At 68.8% G+C, this 14,036-nt stretch carries 17 protein-coding genes, 1 tRNA gene and 1 pseudogene; 12 read left to right on the forward strand and 7 right to left on the reverse strand.

Features of this window, described 5'->3' with window-relative positions; translation table 11 throughout:
* Positions 1–38 precede the first annotated feature (38 nt).
* Positions 39–251 (forward strand): annotated as a pseudogene (locus DQP57_RS06515) (C4-dicarboxylate ABC transporter); the annotation flags it as partial.
* Positions 252–550: 299 nt separating this feature from the next.
* On the forward strand, positions 551–727 hold the full coding sequence (locus tag DQP57_RS26810) for a hypothetical protein (RefSeq protein WP_165821759.1): 177 nt from the start codon (positions 551–553) through the stop codon (positions 725–727).
* Between the two features lie 16 nt (positions 728–743).
* On the opposite strand, the gene DQP57_RS06525 is transcribed toward DQP57_RS26810, so the two are convergent.
* On the reverse strand, positions 744–2,228 hold the full coding sequence (locus DQP57_RS06525; RefSeq protein ID WP_112632226.1) for an amidase: 1,485 nt from the start codon (positions 2,226–2,228) through the stop codon (positions 744–746).
* Positions 2,229–2,356: 128 nt separating this feature from the next.
* On the opposite strand from DQP57_RS06525, the gene DQP57_RS06530 reads away from it, so the two are divergent.
* From DQP57_RS06530 to DQP57_RS26815, 4 genes are all read left to right on the forward strand, one after another.
* On the forward strand, positions 2,357–3,232 hold the full coding sequence (locus DQP57_RS06530; RefSeq protein ID WP_205869055.1) for an alpha/beta fold hydrolase: 876 nt from the start codon (positions 2,357–2,359) through the stop codon (positions 3,230–3,232).
* Between the two features lie 88 nt (positions 3,233–3,320).
* Positions 3,321–3,989 (forward strand): S1 family peptidase, encoded by a 669-nt coding sequence (locus DQP57_RS06535; RefSeq protein WP_112632227.1) that lies wholly within the window; start codon positions 3,321–3,323, stop codon positions 3,987–3,989.
* Positions 3,990–4,110: 121 nt separating this feature from the next.
* Complete coding sequence (locus DQP57_RS06540) at positions 4,111–4,578, forward strand: lipoprotein LpqH (protein WP_112632228.1); 468 nt, start codon at positions 4,111–4,113, stop codon at positions 4,576–4,578.
* A 41-nt stretch (positions 4,579–4,619) separates the two neighbouring features.
* The gene (locus DQP57_RS26815) at positions 4,620–5,591 is read left to right on the forward strand and encodes an MAP_0585 family protein (protein WP_165821760.1); all 972 of its coding nucleotides are present in this window, start codon (positions 4,620–4,622) and stop codon (positions 5,589–5,591) included.
* A 179-nt stretch (positions 5,592–5,770) separates the two neighbouring features.
* Here DQP57_RS26815 and DQP57_RS06560 read toward each other — a convergent pair whose 3' ends face one another.
* On the reverse strand, positions 5,771–6,712 hold the full coding sequence (locus DQP57_RS06560; protein ID WP_112632230.1) for a transglycosylase SLT domain-containing protein: 942 nt from the start codon (positions 6,710–6,712) through the stop codon (positions 5,771–5,773).
* Between the two features lie 147 nt (positions 6,713–6,859).
* Between DQP57_RS06560 and DQP57_RS06565 the strand changes: the two genes are divergently transcribed.
* The 3 genes from DQP57_RS06565 (at position 6,860) to DQP57_RS06575 (ending at position 8,703) form a co-directional block, all read left to right on the forward strand.
* Positions 6,860–7,645: a DUF732 domain-containing protein gene (locus DQP57_RS06565; protein WP_112632231.1), complete on the forward strand. Its 786-nt coding sequence runs from the start codon at positions 6,860–6,862 to the stop codon at positions 7,643–7,645.
* Between the two features lie 225 nt (positions 7,646–7,870).
* Positions 7,871–8,134, forward strand: coding sequence for a hypothetical protein (locus DQP57_RS06570; RefSeq protein ID WP_112632232.1), 264 nt, complete (start codon positions 7,871–7,873; stop codon positions 8,132–8,134).
* Between the two features lie 68 nt (positions 8,135–8,202).
* Positions 8,203–8,703 (forward strand): DUF309 domain-containing protein, encoded by a 501-nt coding sequence (locus DQP57_RS06575; protein WP_112632233.1) that lies wholly within the window; start codon positions 8,203–8,205, stop codon positions 8,701–8,703.
* A gap of 45 nt (positions 8,704–8,748) precedes the next feature.
* On the opposite strand, the gene DQP57_RS06580 is transcribed toward DQP57_RS06575, so the two are convergent.
* A tRNA-Thr gene (locus DQP57_RS06580) sits at positions 8,749–8,820 on the reverse strand.
* 28 nt (positions 8,821–8,848) lie between these two features.
* Positions 8,849–9,565 carry a hypothetical protein gene (locus tag DQP57_RS06585; protein WP_112632234.1) on the reverse strand — a complete coding sequence of 239 codons (717 nt, stop codon included), beginning with the start codon at positions 9,563–9,565 and terminating at the stop codon, positions 8,849–8,851.
* Positions 9,566–9,723: 158 nt separating this feature from the next.
* Here DQP57_RS06585 and phoP point away from each other — a divergent pair, with 158 nt between their 5' ends.
* Together phoP and DQP57_RS06595 are read left to right on the forward strand one after the other, a co-directional pair.
* Positions 9,724–10,443 (forward strand): two-component system response regulator PhoP, encoded by a 720-nt coding sequence (phoP, locus tag DQP57_RS06590; protein WP_112632235.1) that lies wholly within the window; start codon positions 9,724–9,726, stop codon positions 10,441–10,443.
* A gap of 38 nt (positions 10,444–10,481) precedes the next feature.
* Positions 10,482–11,924 (forward strand): sensor histidine kinase, encoded by a 1,443-nt coding sequence (locus DQP57_RS06595; protein WP_112632236.1) that lies wholly within the window; start codon positions 10,482–10,484, stop codon positions 11,922–11,924.
* Here the strand turns inward: DQP57_RS06595 and DQP57_RS06600 are convergent.
* Positions 11,912–12,316 carry an HIT family protein gene (locus tag DQP57_RS06600; RefSeq protein WP_112632237.1) on the reverse strand — a complete coding sequence of 135 codons (405 nt, stop codon included), beginning with the start codon at positions 12,314–12,316 and terminating at the stop codon, positions 11,912–11,914. The two genes, DQP57_RS06595 and DQP57_RS06600, sit on opposite strands and share 13 nt — an antisense overlap.
* 158 nt (positions 12,317–12,474) lie before the next feature.
* Here DQP57_RS06600 and DQP57_RS06605 point away from each other — a divergent pair, with 158 nt between their 5' ends.
* The gene (locus DQP57_RS06605; protein WP_112632238.1) at positions 12,475–13,134 is read left to right on the forward strand and encodes a dihydrofolate reductase family protein; all 660 of its coding nucleotides are present in this window, start codon (positions 12,475–12,477) and stop codon (positions 13,132–13,134) included.
* 17 nt (positions 13,135–13,151) lie between these two features.
* Here DQP57_RS06605 and DQP57_RS06610 read toward each other — a convergent pair whose 3' ends face one another.
* Both DQP57_RS06610 and DQP57_RS06615 read right to left on the reverse strand, forming a co-directional pair.
* A complete protein-coding gene (locus DQP57_RS06610) occupies positions 13,152–13,580 on the reverse strand; it encodes a ketosteroid isomerase family protein (RefSeq protein WP_112632239.1) in 429 nt (142 codons plus the stop codon).
* Positions 13,581–13,596: 16 nt separating this feature from the next.
* The coding region (locus DQP57_RS06615) for an FAD-dependent oxidoreductase (protein ID WP_165821761.1) at positions 13,597–14,036 on the reverse strand (440 nt) is incomplete at its 5' end.

Here is a 14,036-nt window from a genome sequence, read left to right on the forward strand (position 1 = left end):
TCGCGAACCCGCGCGACGCATCCTCGGCGCACACCCGGGTCGGGACCTTCGTGACCGGGACCTCCCAGCTCACCGGGCACACGCACCTACCCGCATTCCGAGTGGCCGCGGTCGTCGCCTATGCGGGTCTGCTGTTCACGTGGCTGCTGGTGACGGCCCGCACGGCGCGCGGAAGCCTGGGCGGCACCCCGCTCAGGGTGGCGCCCAGCTCCGCGCCGATCACGGCGCATAAGGACTCGGTCCGCCGCTAGCGACGCCGCGATCGATCCGGTATCGGCGCGGGCGTTTGGCTGCCCGGGCACGGCGGGTACGCGGCCTTGAGCCGAGCAAAGGACTGAGCATGATCGACACACGCCTCAGGCCCGTTTCGGCGGAGCGGCCGGAGAATTCCGAGCCCGTGCAGCCGGGGACCCCCGGCGAGACGCCTGAGCGGCTCACGCCGACGGAAACGCCCGAACGGCTCACGCCGGACGAGCCGCCCGAGCGCTTGACTCCACCGGAACCCCCCGAGCGTCAGGCGCCGGAATAACGAACAGGATTGGAGACAGACATGCGCGCCGAGGAAGGCGACGAATCAGTCAAGGACTATGCGAACGAGGGTCGAGAAGCGTTGGGCCGCATCAAGGCTTCGCAGCACGCGGGTGGTCGCCTCGGCGACATCGCCCGGCGCTTCGCCAGCCTGTGGCGAGGCCACCGGAACCCCGAAGAAGGCGGTCCCGCCGCGTAACCGCTTCCACTGCAAGCTAACTCGGTGCCGGATGCCGGTGGGACCAGGGTCGCGCCTCTTCCAGTTGCGCCGCCAGGCGCAGCAGGTCGCCGTCTGACCCGATCGTCCCGACGAACTGCACGCCCAGCGGGAGTCCGGCATCGGTCCAGTGCAGCGGCACGCTGATCGCGGGGCGACCGGTGAGGTTGGCGAGCTGTGTGTAGGGCACCCACCCCAAACTCTCCTGGATGAGGTCGTCGAGAATTCCGCTGAGCCCCATCAGCTTTCCGGCCCGCACCCTGCTGACCAGCCGGGCCACCCGCTGTAGCACGGGCGACGTCGTCGTGGCCCCGACCGCCAGCGGCGGGGTGGCCAGGGTAGGCGTCAGAAAGAAGTCGTAGCTCGCGTGGAACGCCGCCAAGGACTGGACGTATTCGTTCCTGTTTTCCAGCGCGGACATCACCGGCAGCACGCCGCCGGACCGCCCAAGCTCGGCGATGGCCAAGGTGTCGGCCTCAAAGTCGTTGTCGCGGGCGCCGGTTCGCCTCTTGATGTCCGCGACTTGCTGGTAGAGCTGGGCGAACCAGATGGTCAAGAAGTCGCGACCCAGGGCGGCGTCGTCGTAGGGGGGCGTCACCTCGTCGACCTGATGGCCCAGCTCCTCCAGGAGGGCCGCCGTCTTTTCGAGCGCGGCGACCGCCTCGCGGTGCGGTCGCGCGTTGATGGCCGACCGCGCCGAGTACCCGATCTTCAGGGTGTCCGGCCGGTGCTTGATTTGCTCCCCAAAAGGGTTGTCGGGCAACGCTGCTCGGTACGCCGCGCTCGGATCGGGCCCGACGATCGCGTCGAGCAGCGCCGCGCTGTCGCGCACGGTGCGCGACACCACTCCCTGGGTCGCCATGCCCAGCATCAGCTCGCCGGTCTGGGGTCCGTAGGGCGCCAAGCCCCGGCTGGGCTTGAGGCCCACCAGCCCGTTGCACGCCGCGGGAATGCGGATCGACCCGCCGCCGTCGTTGGCGCCCGCCGCCGGCACGATGCCGGCCGCCACGGCGGCCCCGGATCCGCCCGACGAGCCGCCGGGCGTATGGCCGGTGTCCCACGGGTTGCGGGCCGGGCCCCAGTAGTCGGGTTCGGTCACGCCCTTGGCGCCGAACTCCGGGGTATTGGTCTTGCCGAAGATCACCAGGCCCGCGTCGAGGAACCGCTGGGTGACCAGGGCGTGCCGGTCGGCCACGTCATGGGCCAGCGAGCGGGACCCGCACGAGGTCGCGAAGCCGCGGTATTCCTGGCCGAGGTCCTTGATCAGGAAAGGCACGCCGGCGAACGGCCCGCTGAGTCCGGGGTCGGCGGCCTGCCGGTCGGCGACGTCGTCGAGGCGGCAGACGATGGCGTTGAGCCGCGGATTCACCGCGTCCGCCCGCTGTCGCGCCAGCGCGAGGAGTTCGGCGGGGGTGACCTGCTTGCGCGCGACCAGCTCGGCCAGCGCGGTCGCATCCAGCGCCATGTACTCGTCAAGATGCATTCGCTCTCCTTCGCTGCGGTCCGAGTCGGCGCGGCGCCGGCAACGCCCGACATCTTTATTGACGCCGCCGCATGGCGTTGACGTTAAGCCAACGCGAGCTTTTCGTGGGCGCGCCTTAGTATCACCTGATGCCCACGGCAGCTGAACCGTTCACGATCCAAGGCCCCGGCGGGGTGCAGATCGTCGCTGACCGCCTCGGGGATCCGCAGGCACGCGCCGTGGTGTTTTTGCACGGTGGCGGGCAGACCCGCCGGTCCTGGGGCAAGGCGGCCGCCGCTGTCGCCGCCCGTGGGTGGCAAGCCGTCACCGTCGACCTGCGCGGCCACGGCGAATCGGATTGGTCCGACGACGGCGACTATCGCGTCGTCAGTTTCGCCGCCGACGTCCAAGAAGTGCTGCGCACGCTGCCCCCACACCCCGTTCTCGTCGGCGCCTCCCTGGGCGGTTTCACCTCGATGCTGCTCGCCGGGGAGCTTGCGCCGGGCATCGCCAGCGCGGTCGTTCTCGTGGACATCGTGCCGAACATGGATCAGTCCGGCGCCAACCGGATACACGCCTTCATGGCCGACCGGGTCGAGTCGGGCTTCAGCTCACTCGACGAGGTCGCCGACGCGATCGCCGAATACAACCCGCATCGGCCGCGACCGACCGATCTGGATGGCCTGACCACCAACCTGCGTCGCCGCGGCGATCGCTGGTACTGGCATTGGGATCCGCAGTTCATCAGCGGCACTGCGGCTTTCCCTCCTTTCGAGGTCACCGACCCCGACCGGATGCACACCGCGGTCGAGGCCATCCTGCGCGGCGGAGTGCCGATCCTGCTGATCCGCGGCCAGATGAGCGACCTGGTCAGCCAGGAGCGCGCCGACGAATTCTTGGCGCGTTTCCCGCAAGTCGAATTCACCGATGTCCGCGGTGCGGGGCACATGGTGGCCGGTGACCGCAACGACATCTTCGCCGACGCTGTGCTGGACTTCCTCGCCCGGCATGTCGACGCCGGGTGACCCGCGTGCACGGAATAGATTGGTCGCCATCTCATTTCACAGGGGCAGCGCTGCTACTATCTGCCGGGCACAAGCGGAGGGGGACGGCGTGACCATGCCGCGGTTACGGGGTTTGGGACTCTTGGCGGCCGTGCTGATGGCCGCCACGGCGATGGCGAAAACCGCTGTGGCAGCGCCGCCCCCGGCCCTGCCGTCGCCTCCGCCGACGCCCGGCATCGGGGTCGATCATGAAGCTGGAAGGTGCACAGCCGGATTCGCCGCGCAGGGTTCTGACGGCAGTTACTACCTGATGACCAGCGGGCACTGCGATTCCCATGACGGCACCGAATGGACCTACGGCAACGATGCCCCGCTCGGCAGGATCTCCGTCAGCGAGCATGAGGGCGATAAGAGGGACGCCGCGATCATCCGGCTCGAGCCCAGTGTCGGCATGCCGGTGGGCGACGTCGGCGGCCGGTACCAGGTGCGAGATGTGTTGAGCCGCCAGCAGATTCAGGTCGGGATGCCGTTCTGCAAGATCGGTGCGGTGACCGGTGAGACGTGCGGCGCCGTCAAAGGCATCAATGGTGACGTCGTCGAAGCCAGCGTGTTCAGCCTGGACGGTGACAGCGGCAGTCCCGGCTTCGTGATGAACCCGGACGGCACCGTCAGCGCGGTCGGCCTATTGATGTCATCACCCGACGGTGATGACTACACGACCTACTTCATGCTCATCAATCCGCTGCTGGGCAAGTGGGGGTTGCGTGTTCTGCCGTGAGTGCACGGCCCCTGGCGCACCCGGCGGGCCGTAACGTAGGGTTTGCAACTCCTGGGAACCGGGTATTGGGGACGCGGCCCAGCAGAAGGCGGCGCAGTCAGCGACACGAAGGGAAGTAGTAGTGAAGCGTGGGATCGTGGTCGGCGTTGCCAGCGTGGCCCTGGTGGTCGCGGCCAGCGCCGGTTGTTCGAGTAACAAATCCAATACCGGGGCGGCGGGCTCGTCGTCCTCTGCGCCGGCGGGTCCGGTACTCATCGTCGACGGTCAGAACCAGAACGTCAGCGGCCAGGTCACCTGCACCGCCGCGGGCGACAACATCAACATCGGCATCGGCGACCCGACCGCCGGCCTCGGTGCCGTGGTCAGCAACGGCAATCCGCCGCTGGTCCACTCCGTCGGCTTGGGCACCGTCAACGGCGTCGCGCTCGGTTTCTCCGATGCAGCGCCCAACCAGAGCGGCAGCGCCGGCGCCGCGGTCAAGGGCAAGGACTGGGCCATCAAGGGCACGGCTACCGGTACCGACATGAGCAACCCGCAGCAGCCGCAGCAGGTCACCAAGCCATTCGAGTTGGACCTCACCTGCCCGTAGTGCAGGTGCGAGAACTCCCAAGAGGGGACGCAGTTATGTCTATGAAACGTGTCGTCAGCGCTGCCGCGCTGGCCGCCGGGCTGAGCATTTCCGCGGCGACGCTGAACGCCGGGCCGGCGTACTCCGCCCCGCTCGACCCGCCGCCGCCGTGCCCTAACTGCCACGGCGGGGGCGGTGGTGGCGGTAACCCCGGCGGGGCGGGCGTGCAAGCGGGCGGCGGCGTGCAGGCCGGCGGCGGGGCGCAGCTCCCGCAAAACCCGCCGTCGACTCACGAAGCGCCGAGCACCCAAACCCAGCCGCCAGCCAACCAAAGCACCCAACCGCCGGCGACCCAAAGCCAGCCGCCGACCGCCCAGAGCACCCAGCCGCCGGCGACCCAGACGACCCAAGCGCCGGCAACGCAGACGACCCAAGCGCCGGCAACGCAGACGACCCAAGCGCCGGCACAGACCACGCAGCCGTCGTCGATGCCGAGCAGTCAGCAGCCGAGCGCGGAGACCACGCAACCCGGTGCACAAACGACGCAACCGAGTGCCCAAACCACCGCGCCCGCGAGTGGGCAGACCACCCCACCGCAGAGGGACCGCCAGCGGTATGCATCGCTGAACCCGCCGGCCACGCAGCCGCCGCACCCGCCGTACATTCCGCGCCACGACGTGGTCACCGCCAGCGCGCAGATCGGTGGTCCCGCGGGTCCGAACGTCCAGTTCAGCATCGTCGGCCGCGGTGCGCCGCCGCCGCCGCGCGAGCACGGCTACGGCTGGAACGATGGCCCGGCTCCGCACCGCCCGCCGCCGCACTGGGAGGGCCCGCCGCCTCCGGGTGGCTGGGACGGTCCGCCGCCTCCGGGAGGCTGGAACCGGCCGTGGTACGGGCCGCCGCGTGATGTGGCGGTGGCGCGGGCCGACTTCGGACCGTTCAGCTACAACACCTTTACCGTCATCCCGGTCTTCAACTGGCAGTACGGCGGTTGGGGTTACTGGTTCTTCGGTGTCTGGGTGCCGCTGTACTGACCCGGGTGCCCATCGGTTGAACCGTCAGCGGGCGTTGCCGGCATCGGCACGCCCGCTGACGCGTCTCCAGCGCTCTGCCGCCCTGCGGCGCGTGCGCTCCCATGGCAGGTTTCGGGGATGGACGTCAGATGTCGGATCGCACCTGCAGGAGATCGCCCGCAAATACGTCTAGCGCCGGTTTACTGCGGGTGGGCCGCGACGTAATCGGCCGCCGGGATCGGCGACGATGCGTCATACCCGATGGGCAGCAACACGTCGCCCGCCGTCGTCAGGCAATAGACGTCCCACCGGTAGTACGCGGCGAACGTGGCGGGATCGGCGGCGATCAGCGCGGCGTATTGGTCGACCGCGCGCACGTATTGGGTGGCGTGGTTGTACCCGTAGATGGCGTGATCGTGATCGGTGGCGAAGCCGTTGGCGGCCAGGTACCGGCCCGCCGCCAGGATGCTGTCGTGCGGTGAGTGGATGTCGCCGCCCTGGCCGTAGCCGGCGAACGTCGAGGGCAGGAACTGCATGGGGCCCTGCGCGCCGGCGGTGCTCGCGCCGACGATGCTGCCGAAGCGGGTCTCGACGAAGTTGATCGCGGCCAGATAGTTCCAGCCGACGCCGGATTCGGCTTCCGCCTGGTGGTAGTAGTTCATCAGTTCGTCGGGCGGCGCCGGCGGCTCGATGCGCCACGCGGGCAGGGTTTCTCGCACTGGCGTCAGGGCGGTGAGTTGCCGCCGGGCGTCGACGTTGCGGTCGTAGACGTCGGCCAGCTCCGGCGGGATGCGGCCGCGCGTGGTGGCGTCCCAGTCGCGGTGGCGCCCGATGGCGCGGTAGGCCGCCTGCTCGCGCCGCGCCGCCGCCGTGAGCGCCGCGTCCGGTGTGCCGGGATCACGTAGCGCGCGCTCGTCGGCCACCAGGTCGTCGGCCAGCTGTGCCGGATCCGGCGCCAGTCGGGGTTGCGCGCCGCCGGGCGTTCCCGCGTCGGCGGGCACCATCCGCGCCGGCGATGGGGCGGCCCGCGTCGTTGTGGCCGACCCGGGGGTGGCCGCCGGATGCGGCGCCGAACAACCGACGAGCGCGAACGCGATCGCGCCGACGACGAGCGGCCCGATGCGGTCACGGCTCACGGTCATCACGTCCGTCCCTTGCCTCGAATCCCACGACGCCGGTTGGCCGGCTCAACCGAGTCTTTCGCATGAGGGCAGGTGACATCAATGCGGTGACGGCCATCTGTGAACCGGGAGTTGTAACAACGGCGCGACGCTCTCAAACTGGTTGATATGCGCGACCGCGAGAAGATCGATTCGGAATTGCGGCTCATCGCGCTGCGGCGCCAACAGATCCGCGAGCAAGGCGGTCAGCTGTCGTCCTACGAGGCTGACGAACTGCTCGACGAACTCCTGGCCCAGGGGGCGGGGACGGCTACGGTCGCCGCGTTCGACGACTGGGAGACCGCGGCCGCCGCCGCAACCCGGTCGCGGGACGGCAACACCCGCGCCATCGCGTCCCGGCCAGGCAAGGTCGCCGCCCTGCGCCGGTTGGGTCTGTTCGCGGCTCTACCGCTGTCCCTGGTGGGCGTCGTCGCCGCGGTGCTGGTGATGTTCGCGCTCCGCCAACACAATTCGTTGGTGCAGCCGCAGGACTCCCCGCCGTCGGCCGCGCCCGCCAAACCCGTTGCGCCGAAGGCATCCGGTCCGGTGATCGGCGCCGTCGACTCGGCCTTCATCGCCGCGCTGAAGCAGGAGGGCGTGCCGGTTCCCAGTCCGGACTACGTGATGAGCCAGGGGCACGCGGTCTGTGACTTCCTGGCGCACCAACCGAACTTCGCGGACGCGGCCGGGTTCGTGCAGCGACGGTCGGTCTGGGACGCGGATCAAAGCGCGAAGGTCACCGCGGGCGCCATCGTCGCGTACTGCCCGCAGTCGCGGCCGAAGAGCCCGGACCCGACGCAGCCGGACTATCAGAAATCGCTGTCCGACTTGCAGGACATCGAGCGCAACCTGCAAGGCATCCAAGGCAAGCTGCACGACATTGAAGGCGGCCTGGACGCCATTCCCGGCCAGTGATGGCACCGTGCCCGTGGCGTCCAATCGGTATTCCGGCCAGCAGGTCAGCGGATAGCCCGCCCCGGCGCGTTGTCCTGTTCGCCGGCCCCGGAGCCAGTGCGTTCTGGGCCGCCGTCCGCCCTCCAACTGCCCCCAGGACAGCGGCACCCCGAACGCCGTACTGCGGCTGGGGTTCTGACTCTGGGCCTACACGACTCTGGGACTTCGGGCCTACACTTTTTCGCCATGGCACCCGAACCAGAGGCAGTCCCCGACTTCTCGCCGTTCCACAAGATGAGAGAGATCGAGCTCGACCCCGAATCGGTCGTGGGCAAGGAACTCCACGACCGGTTCGCTCACCTCGATCAGTCCTTTACCGGCAAGAACCCGCTGTGGGCCGCCGTGGTGAAACTCATCGGCCTCACCGCCATGTGCGCCAAGGGTGTCATCGACCTCGAGAAAGAGGTGATCGAGCTGCGGCGCGAAGTGAGGTCCTCGAGGCCCACCTGATCGTGTGACCGCCCCGGCCGAGCAGGACGATCGCGGAGTGACTCGGCTTCGCCTGCGATGATGGACGGATGGCCGACCGTGATCGCGACGAGTCCGGCAGACCTCGAAGCAGGCGCCCGCGCGACTCTCTCGGCCGCCCGCTTCCGGCAGGCAGTGAGGGCATCGCACGTATCCCCGACGACCTGGAGCTGCCGCCCGTCGAAACCCTCGCCTACGCCCAGGATCTGCTAGACCGCGGACTGGCGTTTAACGCCCACGAAGTGTTTGAGGCCGCATGGAAGAACGGGCCTGACGAAGAGCGCACGCTCTGGCAAGGGCTGGCTCAGCTCGCGGTCGGCATCACCCACGTCCAACGCGGCAACCTCAACGGCGCACTTACGCTGCTTCGTCGTGCCTCGGACCGCGTGTCGGACTATGACGTGCCGGCGCCATACGCAATCGACGCCGAGGGTTTGGCCGAATTCGCTGATGTGCTGATCAATTACCTTGCTGATGGCGCTCGGGTCACAGCGCAGTGCCTGCGACCTCGTCTGCTTGTGTCGTCCGGCCCGACCAGTCAGCATCGCTAGTCCGCCAGGTCGACACCGCACCGGGCGGTCAGCTACGGCAGGCAGAGCCCCCTGTCAGGATTGAACTGACGACCGCTCGCTTACAAGGCGAGTGCTCTACCACTGAGCTAAGGAGGCGGGGTAAAACCGTGCCCAGCCTAATCGGTCACTGGTCGCTGTCGATCACGCGTGCGGAGCGCACCGCGCGCGACGACGGACGCCGGCGCCCGGGCAGCGGGATCCGGTCGGCGATGTTGCTCAGCGGGTTGACCACCATGGTGAGCGCGATGACCGCGTCTTGCAGGGTGGCGATGGCGGGCTCGAGCGCCTCCATCCCGGGCGTGAGCCGAGCGAGGGTGTCGGCGACGTCGGCGAGCTGATCCAGCGGCCCGTGCTTGGCCGTCAGCTTGTCCACCAGACCGCCCTCCGCGAGCAGCCGGTCGGCCAGCCCGTCCTCGGCCAGCAGCCGCTCGATCAGACCCTCCTCGGCGACCAGCTGATCGGCCAGGCCGCCGGGCTGCAGGGTGCGTTGCAGGGCGCCGCCCTCGGCGGTCAGCCGGTCCAGCAGGCCGCCCTCCGCGGTGAGCAGGTCGACCACCCCACCCGGGCGCAGCAAGCGGTCGATCGGTCCGTCCGGGGCCACCGCCCGGCCCAGCGGGGCGTCGTCGTCGAGCAGCCTCGCCAGCCGATTGGCCCGCACGATCGCGTCGTCGATCCCCAGCATGGACGTCATCGCGTTGGTGCCCGCGGTCCCCCCATCACCCAGGGCTCGCTTCGCCACGCCGACGGCCGTGCTCGCGACGCTCAGGCTCGCATCCGCGGCGGCCAGGCCGACCCGGGCCGGCGCCGTCGCGGCCGACACGATGCTTTTGGCGAGGTTCATTCCTCGAGTCTATTCGCGACGCCGCCCGGGAAAGCCGCTTACGTCCCAAGGCAACGCGATGATTCCTGGCAGACTACTATCAGATGGTTGGCACTGAGCTTTCAGGAAGTACACAACATTCGCATAGCAAACGTTCAAGCAAGGGACGGAAGCATCTGATGACATCGGCAACCCCCAACGACACGAAACCCGAGGCACGCGTTCTCGTGGTCGACGACGAAGCCAACATCGTCGAATTGCTCTCGGTGAGCCTGAAGTTCCAGGGTTTCGAGGTCTACACGGCAACCAACGGCGCCCAAGCGCTCGATCGAGCGCGCGAGGCCCGGCCCGACGCGGTCATCCTCGACGTGATGATGCCGGGCATGGACGGGTTCGGGGTGCTGCGGCGGCTGCGGGCCGACGGCATCGACGCCCCGGCACTGTTTCTGACGGCCCGGGATTCCCTGCAGGACAAGATCGCCGGCCTGACGCTGGGCGGCGATGACTACGTGACGAAGCCGTTCAGCCTCGAAGAGGTCGTCGCCCGGTTGCGCGTCATCCTCCGCCGCGCGGGCAAGGGCGGGGCCGAACAACGCAGCGCGCGGCTGTCCTTCGCCGACATCGAACTCGACGAAGAAACCCATGAGGTGTGGAAGGCCGGCCAACCGGTGTCGCTGTCGCCGACCGAATTCACGCTGCTGCGTTACTTTGTGATCAACGCCGGCACGGTGTTGAGCAAGCCGAAGATCCTCGACCACGTGTGGCGTTACGACTTCGGAGGTGACGTCAATGTCGTCGAGTCCTACGTGTCGTACTTGCGCCGCAAGATCGACACTGGCGAGAAGCGGCTGCTGCACACGCTGCGCGGGGTCGGCTATGTATTGCGGGAGCCGCGCTGAGCCGGCCCGCGGCCGGCGGCGGTGAGAGAAGTAGGTCGATGGTCACCAAGCCCCGACGCGGATTGCCCCTTCGGATAGGGCTCGTCGCCGCGACTCTGGTGCTGGTCGCCTGCGGCCTCGCCGTCTCCGGCATTGCGGTGACGTCGATCCTGCGCCACAGCCTGGTCAGCCGCATCGACTCCACACTGCTCGACGCGTCGAGGGGCTGGGCGCAGAACCCGCGGCGGCAGTCGCCGCCGCCCTACGAAGGTCCCGACCCGGGCCGGCCGCCGTCGAAGTTCTACGTCCGCGGCGTCAGCACCGACGGGACCCCGTTCACCGCCATCAATGACCGCAACGCCGAACCGGCGTTGCCGGCCAACAACGACGTCGGGCCCAATCCCACGACGCTGCCGTCGGTCAACGGCTCGGACATTCAATGGCGGGCCGTTTCGGTGCACGGCCCGCACGGGCTGACCACCGTCGCGATCGACCTGTCCGACGTCCAGCACACGCTCACCTCGCTGGTGTGGCTGCAGATGGGCATCGGGGTGGCGGTTCTGGTCGTGGTGGGAATCGCCAGCTTCGCGGTGGTGCAGCGCAGCCTGCGCCCGTTGGCCGAGGTCGAGCAGACCGCCGCGGCGATCGCCTCGGGCCAACTGGATCGCCGTGTGCCAGAACGTGATCCGCGGACCGAGGTGGGCCGGCTGTCGCTCGCGCTCAACGGAATGCTGGCGCAGATTCAGCAGGCGCTGGCGTCCTCGGAGTCCTCGGCGGAGAAGGCGCGTGGCTCCGAAGACCGGATGCGGCGCTTCATCACCGACGCCAGCCACGAACTGCGCACCCCGCTGACGACCATTCGCGGCTTCGCGGAGTTGTATCGCCAGGGCGCCGCCCGCGACGTCGCCATGCTGCTGTCGCGGATCGAAAGCGAGGCCTCCCGGATGGGTCTGCTGGTCGACGACCTGCTGCTGCTGGCCCGGCTCGATGTGCAACGACCGCTGGAACACCATCGAGTGGATCTGCTGGCGCTGGCCAGCGACGCCGTTCACGACGGGCAGGCGATGGACCCCAAGCGCACCATCACCATGGAGGTCCTCGACGGGCCCGGCACCCCGGAGGTGCTCGGCGACGAGGCGCGGCTCCGGCAGGTGTTGAGCAACCTGATCGCCAACGCGTTGCAGCACACCCCCGAAAGCGCCGACGTCACCGTGCGGGTCGGCACCGACGGCGCGGACGCCGTGCTCGAAGTGGCGGACAAGGGCCCGGGCATGAACCAGGAGGACGCGTCGCGCGTGTTCGAGCGGTTCTACCGGACGGACTCGTCGCGGGCACGCGCCAGCGGCGGTACGGGGCTGGGGCTATCCATCGTCGAATCGCTGGTGCGCGCGCACGGCGGCGTCGTGAGCGTGACCACCGCGCCCGGCGAGGGCTGCCGCTTCCGGGTGACGCTGCCGCGCATCAGTGACGTGCCGGCACCCGAGCCCGTTCACGTCAACTGAGCCAGCGCCGCCTTGATCTTGGCCTGGGCCTCGTCCAGCGATTCCGCCGACGGGTTGCGGTCGACTCCCGCGAAACCGAAGTCGCTGAGGCTGCGGGTGGGGAAGACGTGCACGTGCAGGTGCGGCACCTCGAGCCCGGCGATGATCAGGCCGGACCGCTCGGTCCTGAAGGCCTTGCACACCGCCTTGCCGATCAGCTGGCTCACGGCCATGACCCGGGCGAAGGCCGCGCCGTCGACGTCCTGCCAGTTGTCGAGCTCGGCGCGCGGCACCACGAGCGTGTGGCCCTGCGTCATCGGCTCGATCGTCAGGAACGCGACGACGTCGTCGTCCTCGTAGACGAAGCGGCCGGGAAGTTCACGATTGATGATCTTGGTGAAGATCGACGCCATGGGCCCAGCATAGGTTCGGCCGAATTGCGTCAGGGGCTGTGGTCGCCCTCGGACCCCGACCCGCAGCGCGGTCTCACACCACTTCGATGAGTTTGGCCGCCGTCGGGAGTCATTCCTGGCGACGACCCACCAGGCGGACGAAGTCAGGAGAGTTCCCCATGTCCCGAGTGCGCGTGCACAACTTTTCGGTTTCCCTCGACGGCTTCGGCACGGGGATCGGCCAAACCCTGGATGCGCCGTTCGGCCACGCGGGCGGGCGGCTTCACGAGTGGTTTTTCGCGACGCGGACCTTCCGCGCAATGCACGGGGAGTCGGGCGGGACCACCGGCATCGACGACGCGTTAGCCAGCCAATGGGCGCCGGGCATCGGCGCCGAAATCATGGGCCGCAACAAGTTCGGGCCGCAGCGCGGACCGTGGACGGGCCACGCAGGCGCTCCAGAGTGGAAAGGCTGGTGGGGCGACGAGCCGCCATTTCACACCCCGGTCTTCGTGCTCACCCACCACCCTCGGCCCTCGATCGAGATGGCAGGCGGCACCACTTTCCACTTCGTCGACGCCAGCCCCGCCGAATCCCTCGAGATCGCACGAAAAGCTGCCGGCGACAGCGATATTCGTCTCGGTGGGGGACCGTCGAGCGTCCGGCAATTCCTTGCCGCGGACCTCGTCGACCATCTGCACATCGCCGTGGTGCCGATCGTGTTGGGGCGCGGGGAGTCCGTGTGGGAGGGGCTGGAGGGCCTCGAGCACAGATTCGACACGGTGGAGTCGGTGACCAGCCCCAGCGGCGTCACGCATCTGATCTTGACGCGCCGCTAGGCAACTCGCCGTTCGGCTCAGTCCTCCTTGCCGAACTGCATCATATCCAGGTTCCAGTAGCCGCGCATGTTGGTGATCAGTCCCGCGTCGTTGACCTTGTAGGTGAACACGCCGCGCACCGAGCTGGTGAAGCCGCCTTCGAACTTGCTGTTGAGCACCAGGATGTGGGCGATCTCGTCGGGCGAACTCGACGGAAAGGTCTCCTCGCAGGTGATGGAGAGTTGGTTGGCGGCGATGTTGGTGTCGAAGAAGGCACGGACGGCCTCCTTGCCGCGAACCCCGGTGCCGTCGGGGTTGGTGACGGATGTGCCGATCGGGTCCTCGATGACGACGTCGTCGGCCATCAGCGCCAGCCAGCCCTCGCGGTCGTGCGCCTGCACGCACCGCCACGACGACTGCGACGCGGCCAGGGCCGGCGAGGCCTGGGATTGCTCGGTGTCGGTCATTTCTGTTCTCCTGTCACTAGATTGCGCACGCGGCGCGCGCGCCTTCCTCGGTGGCTTTGCGGATCAGGCCCAGTCCGGTGCAGTCGCCTGCGGCGTGCACCTCGGCGTCCGGCAGGGCGGCGACGAGGGCGTCGAACAGGGTGGTGTCGGGCTCGACCGTGCCGGCCAGGACGACGCTGTCGGCCGCCAGGCGCCGGGTCGTTGCACCGGCGGGGGTGAATTCCACCGCGTCGGCGGTGATGCGTTCGGTGACGGCGCGCACGTGCACGGTGACGCCCAGCCGGTCGAGACGATCCATGTGTTCGGTCTTGCGCTTGTTGCCCACTTCGGGGGCGATGTCCTTGCCGGCTTCGAGTATGGCCACCAAGCGGCCCCGCGCGGCAAGGAATTCCGCCAATTCCAGGGCGACGAGATCACCGCCGACGATCACCACGCGCCGGCCGAGCGGCATCCAGG

This window comes from Mycobacterium colombiense, from assembly GCF_003284935.1.
In the GTDB taxonomy this organism is placed as follows: Bacteria; Actinomycetota; Actinomycetes; order Mycobacteriales; family Mycobacteriaceae; genus Mycobacterium; species Mycobacterium arosiense_A.